The sequence below is a fragment of the Streptomyces monashensis genome, assembly GCF_001866665.1.
Lineage (GTDB): Bacteria > Actinomycetota > Actinomycetes > Streptomycetales > Streptomycetaceae > Streptomyces > Streptomyces monashensis.
In genome coordinates this window covers 1-3,062 of sequence record NZ_MLYO01000160.1, presented here as the reverse complement: position 1 = coordinate 3,062, position 3,062 = coordinate 1, and the positions used below count along the sequence as shown (strand labels likewise).

Genomic DNA, 3,062 nt, shown 5'->3' with positions numbered 1-3,062 from the left:
CTCGCAACGCGTCGCCGTGATGTACCTGGGCAAGATCGTCGAGATCGCCGACCGCGCGGACCTGTACGGCAACCCCCGTCACCCCTACACCCGGGCCCTGCTCTCCGCCGTGCCCGAGGCGACGGTGGACGCCGAGCCGCGCGAGCGCATCCGCCTGGTCGGCGACGTCCCCTCGCCCATCAACCCGCCGTCCGGCTGCCGCTTCCGCACCCGCTGCTGGAAGGCGACGGAGAAGTGCGCGACGGAGGCGCCGACGCTGCTCCAGGTGGACGGCAACAAGCCGGGCCACCTGACGGCGTGCCACTACCCGGAGACCCAGGAGACGGTTCCGGCTCCCCGTAAGGCCGGGGACGCCCTCTCCAAGGACTCCGAGGCGGCTGCCTGACCCAAACCTTCCCATGCCGACGGCCCGCGCCCCCCAGGCGCGGGCCGTCGGCATGAGACCAGCGGCCGGCTCACTCCTCGGCGAACAACTCCGCCGCGTCCGTGGCGTGTACGGCCCGCTGGGCCCAGACCTCCAGCTGGGCGAGGTCCGTGCAGGCGCTGACGCGGTCGCGGACGGCGCCGGAGACCGGGATGCCGCGCCACTCCAGGACGTGGAGGACCATCTCGGCCTTGGCCTCAAGCCGCCCCTGCTCCAGTCCCTGCTCTCGTCCTTCTTCGCGTACCTGCTCGGCGAGCGGGTGTCGCCAGAAGTACTCGATCGCGGTCATCAGGTCCCTCCACATCTGCTTCGCCTGGGGGTCGGTCAGGCATGAGTCGATGAACTGCACGAAGACGGCGGCGCTGTCGGGGTCGATGGTCCGCAGGGCGGCGGCCAGGGATTCCAGTATGGCCGGTGCCTGCGGGCCACGCCCGTGTGTCATGGCCGAGAGCACCGCGAGAGGTACGTCCTTCTCGGCCTGCCGCTCGTCCGCGATCACGGGCACGTTGTCGGGGCCCAGCACGAGGGGGCGTACCAGTCAGCAACTCCCAGCCGGGGAAGCCGAGCCGGATCGGACGCGAGGCCCACCGCGTCCGCCACCGCCTGCAGCGGCGCGTCGTCATAGAGAGTCCACAGCCGATTCCGTATGACGCGGTGGTTCACGAGGCAGCGCTGCGCATCCGCGTCGGTGGGCGCGCCGTCTCAAAGGCGCAACTCACACACATTCTGGACGTGTCGGAGGCGGATCACATCACCGTCCACGTCATCCCCTTCGACTTGGACGAGTTCGCGGACGTCACAGCCGCGATGGTGTATGCCGGTGGGACGGTACCGAGGCTGGACACCGTCGTACGCGATGGCCCACATGGATCGCTCTTCATCGAGTCGGAAGCACAGCTCGCCGTCTATCGAACGCTCTTCCGTAGAGTGGAGGAGGCGTCACTCGACCCCGAACGGTCGCGTGACCTCATCTACCGGCTGGCCAAGGAACTGTGAGGCGACCAGTGAACACCCCCGACGACTGGCGGAAGTCTTCCTACAGCGGTAGCGGCGACGGAAACGCGTGCGTGGAGATCGCCGCCACACGGATCCACATAGCCATCCGTGACTCAAAGGCACCAGCCAGGGCCATCCTGACCTTCACCCCCACCACCTTCACGCCGTTCCTCCAGCACCTGAAGTCGACTCGACCGCTGTCGAAGGAGCTGTAAGCATGCTGACCCCCGGCGTCTGGCGGAAGTCCTCCTTCTCAGGTGGTGGCCAGGGCGACGCCTGCGTCGAAGTCGCCCACCGGCACACCCGCATAGCCATCCGCGACTCAAAAGCCCCCACCCGAGCCACCCTCACCCTCCCACCCACCACCTTCGCCTCCTTCATCAACGCTCTGAAACACCAAAGTTGAGAGACCCTCAAGAACTCCACCGGAACCTGACACACCGTTCAGCATCGTGTGTCAAACTGCCGCGGTGGTAGATCATTCGTTCACCGATCTCACGCTCGCCGCGCTCTACGACAGCCTCAACCCCTGGGGACCGGGCGACGACTTCTACCTCGGTCTGGTGCGGGAGGCCCGCGCGGTGCTGGACGTCGGATGCGGGACGGGGCGGCTGCTGCGGCGGGCCCGGGCCGAGGGGCATCCGGGGCGGCTGATGGGACTCGATCCGGCCGCCGCCATGCTCGTCCAGGCGCGCAGGGCCCGGCCGGACGGCGTCGAGTGGGTGCTCGGGGACATGCGAACCCGACTGTGGCACGGGGAGTTCGACCTCGTCGTGATGACCGGGCACGCCTTCCAGGAGCTGACCGGGGACGAGGAGATCCGCCGCCTGCTGTACGCCGTCCGGGAGGCTCTCGGGCCCGGCGGGCGGTTCGTGTTCGAGACCCGTAATCCGGCCGCCCGGGCCTGGGAGCGGTGGACCCCGGAGCGGGTGCACGAGGTCACGGCGGCCGACGGCACCCCCGTACGGGTCCGGCACGAGGCCCAGGACGGCGGACTCCGGCGCGGGCGGGTGCGGTTCACCGCGACGTACGAGGGCGACGGCTGGCCCGCGCCCCGGGTCAGCCACGGCGTCCTGCGGTTCCTCGACGACCGCGCCCTGCGGGACGTCCTCGGCGAGGCCGGGCTGAGCGTCGTGGCGCAGTACGGGGACTGGGAGCGCGGGCCGCTCACCGCCGCCGGCCAGGAGATCATCACCGTGGCCGAAAGGGCGCGCTAGCCCGGCTGCCCCCAGGGGCCGCTCAGTCCCCGCTCTCCTCCTCCAACGCCACCAGCGCCGGGTCCAGGACGATGTCCTCGTCGCGGGCCTCGGTCGTCGGCTCCTCCGGGAAGTGGCACGCCGTCAGGTGGCCCTCGTGGTTCCCGGAGAGCCGGACCAGCGGCGGTTCCTCGGTCGCGCACTTGTCCTGCGCCTTCCAGCAGCGGGTGCGGAAGCGGCAGCCCGAGGGCGGGGCGATCGGGGAGGGGACGTCGCCGGCCAGGCGGATGCGCTCGCGTCCCGCGCTGTCGTCGTCCGTGAGGTTCACCTCGGGTACGGCGGACAGCAGGGCGTGGGTGTAGGGGTGGCGGGGACGGACGTAGATGGACTCGCGGTCGCCCACCTCGATGATCTTCCCGAGGTACATCACGGCGACGCGTTGCGAG

The 3,062-nt window shown here is 70.1% G+C and carries 5 protein-coding genes and 2 pseudogenes; 5 read left to right on the top strand and 2 right to left on the bottom strand.

Features of this window, described 5'->3' with window-relative positions:
• Window positions 1-385: oligopeptide/dipeptide ABC transporter ATP-binding protein (locus BIV23_RS44900; protein WP_143079272.1), on the top strand; the 385-nt coding region annotated here is incomplete at its 5' end.
• Window positions 386-455: 70 nt separating this feature from the next.
• Here the strand turns inward: BIV23_RS44900 and BIV23_RS44895 are convergent.
• Window positions 456-1,014 (bottom strand): annotated as a pseudogene (locus tag BIV23_RS44895) (hypothetical protein); the annotation flags it as partial.
• Between BIV23_RS44895 and BIV23_RS44890 the strand changes: the two are divergent.
• From BIV23_RS44890 to BIV23_RS44875, 4 genes and pseudogenes are all read left to right on the top strand, one after another.
• Window positions 1,013-1,420: pseudogene (locus tag BIV23_RS44890) on the top strand (DUF5753 domain-containing protein); the annotation flags it as partial. The pseudogenes BIV23_RS44895 and BIV23_RS44890 sit on opposite strands and share 2 nt — an antisense overlap.
• An 8-nt stretch (window positions 1,421-1,428) precedes the next feature.
• Window positions 1,429-1,635: a DUF397 domain-containing protein gene (locus tag BIV23_RS44885; RefSeq protein ID WP_071386758.1), complete on the top strand. Its 207-nt coding sequence runs from the start codon at window positions 1,429-1,431 to the stop codon at window positions 1,633-1,635.
• 2 nt (window positions 1,636-1,637) lie between these two features.
• Window positions 1,638-1,826, top strand: a complete 189-nt coding sequence (locus tag BIV23_RS44880; protein ID WP_071386757.1) for a DUF397 domain-containing protein — start codon at window positions 1,638-1,640, stop codon at window positions 1,824-1,826.
• A gap of 64 nt (window positions 1,827-1,890) precedes the next feature.
• Complete coding sequence (locus tag BIV23_RS44875) at window positions 1,891-2,637, top strand: class I SAM-dependent methyltransferase (protein ID WP_071386756.1); 747 nt, start codon at window positions 1,891-1,893, stop codon at window positions 2,635-2,637.
• A 22-nt stretch (window positions 2,638-2,659) separates the two neighbouring features.
• On the opposite strand, the gene BIV23_RS44870 is transcribed toward BIV23_RS44875, so the two are convergent.
• Window positions 2,660-3,062, bottom strand: a 403-nt coding sequence (locus BIV23_RS44870) for an oligopeptide/dipeptide ABC transporter ATP-binding protein (protein ID WP_342746421.1), incomplete at its 5' end; no start/stop codon positions are given.

Coding starts and splice junctions, on each gene's coding strand:
- BIV23_RS44880 (WP_071386757.1), top strand. CDS start 1,638: ATGCTGACCCCCGGCGTCTGGCGGAAGTCCTCCTTCTCAGGTGGTGGC.